Origin of the sequence: Mesorhizobium sp. M7A.F.Ca.CA.002.15.2.1 (assembly GCF_003998715.1) — a bacterium.
In the GTDB taxonomy this organism is placed as follows: Bacteria; Pseudomonadota; Alphaproteobacteria; order Rhizobiales; family Rhizobiaceae; genus Mesorhizobium; species Mesorhizobium ciceri.
This window is the reverse complement of the sequence record NZ_RZPI01000841.1, coordinates 1-2,127: the sequence shown is the minus strand read 5'-3', so window position 1 is coordinate 2,127 and position 2,127 is coordinate 1. Positions and strand designations below refer to the sequence as shown.

1 protein-coding gene is annotated in these 2,127 nt (G+C 65.0%); it reads left to right on the top strand.

The features are described 5' to 3' along the window. Positions 1 to 28: 28 nt before the first annotated feature. Positions 29 to 2,127 (top strand): VCBS domain-containing protein (locus ENZ74_RS30090; RefSeq protein WP_206522361.1); only part of this gene is annotated, 2,099 nt, incomplete at its 3' end.

Here is a 2,127-nt window from a genome sequence, read left to right as displayed (position 1 = left end):
GCACGAATATGTAGCCGACGCCAGCCACGTGGTAAGGCTTCCTGCCAACGCCTCCATCGACAACATCAAGGTCGACGGCCAAAACCTTGTACTCGAACAGGCCGACGGCTCGGTGATCGTGATCAAGGACGGCGCCCTGAACGTGCCGACCTTCATCATCGGCGACGTCGAGGTGCCGCGCGTTGCCTTGCTGGCGGCGCTGGAAGCCAGCCATGTCGATGTCGCCTTCGGCGCCGACGGTTCCATCTCGGCCGGCCCCGGCGGTTCGAATTCAAGCGCAGGCGGTGATTTCTCGGTTCCCCCCGGCGGCATCGGCGACGGGTTCGACCTGTCGGCATTGCTGCCGCCGACCGCCTTGCAGTTTGGGCTTCTGGATCGCCGCGAACTGTTCCCGTCCATCGTCGACAGGCCGGTTTCAGTGGTGGCCACGTCACTGCTTGCCCCGACCGAAGCGGCCAGTGAAACTGGCCTCGATGGCAACCAGACACAATCGCCTGGCAGCGACGCGCCAAGCAATTCCGAAACCTCAGGCATCGGAACGATCAGCATCGACGCACCGGATGGAATCGGGTCGATCGTTATCAACGGTGTCGCCGTCACCGGCGTCGGCCAGCAGATCCCGGGCCAGTTCGGCTATTTGGAGATCGTCTCCTACAATCCGAGCACGGGTGCTATCCAATACAATTACACGGTGACCGAATCGGTCACTCATCCCGAGCACACGAACGGGTTCGATCCCAACGACACGGTTCCGGACAATTTCAGCATCACTGTCACGGACGTCGACGGCGATTCGGCCAGCACCACCTTTGCCGTCGCCATCGTCGACGACGTGCCGACCGCGGTTGCCGATACGGACAGCGTGACGGAAGACGGCGTGACGGTCGCGGACGGCAACGTGATCACGGCCAGCGGCGGCGCGGACGCGAATGTGACGGACGGCGTCGCCGACGTTAAGGGCGCGGACGGGGCGACGGTAACGGGCGTCGAGGCAGGCACGGTCACATCGGCCTCGGGCCATGTCGGGTCGGCCGTGGCGGGCAGTTACGGTTCGATCACGATCGATGCGGACGGCCACTACAGCTACACGCTGAACAACGGCGCTGCGGCGGTCCAGGCGCTGACCACCGGCCAGCATCTGACGGACACGTTCACGTATACGCTGACCGATGGCGACGGCGACACCTCGACGACAACGGTCGAGATCACCATCAACGGCACCAACGACGTGCCGCAGGTCGTCGTTGACCAGGGCAACCCGGCCGGCGCGCATGATCAGGTCTATGAAGCAGGTCTGGCGGCGGGTTCGGCGGCCGGCGACGGCAGCACGGTTGCGACAGGCACCTTCACGGTGTCGGACGCCGACGGGCTCGACGACGTGCAGAGCGTCACCATCGGCGGCGTCACGGTTGCCATTGGCAGCCTTAACGGTTCGGTCTTCCAGGGCGACCACGGCACGCTGCTGATCACCGGCTACAACCCGGCAACCGGCGTTGCTGCCTATCAGTACACGCTGACCAGCCCGACCACGGACGTTCCGGCAGTCACCGAGACCGACAGCTTCTCGCTCACCGTCTCTGACGGCACCTCGTCGTCGGCCCCGGCAGCCATCGTCATCGACATCGTCGACGACATGCCCAATGCGGTCAACGACACCAACAGCATCAGCGAGGACGCGCTTTCGCCGGTCAACGGCAATGTGCTGACCAACGACCTGCATGCCAACAACCAGCCGGGCGCCGACACGCCGACGAGCTTCGTCAGCTGGGATGGCTCGACGACGGGCGCGCACGGCACCTTCGTGGCCAATCCCGACGGCACCTACACCTATACGCTCAACAACGCCGATCCGGCGGTGCAGGCGCTGGACGCCGGCCAGACGCTGACCGAGACCTTCAACTACACGATGAAGGATGCCGACGGCGACACCGATACGGCAACGCTGACCATCACCATCAACGGCACCAACGACGTGCCACAGGTCGTCGTCGACCAGGGCAACCCGGCCGGCGCGCATGACCAGGTCTATGAAGCAGGTCTGGCGGCGGGTTCGGCGGCCGGCGACGGCAGCACGGTTGCGACAGGCACCTTCACGGTGTCGGACGCCGACGGGCTCGACGACGTGCA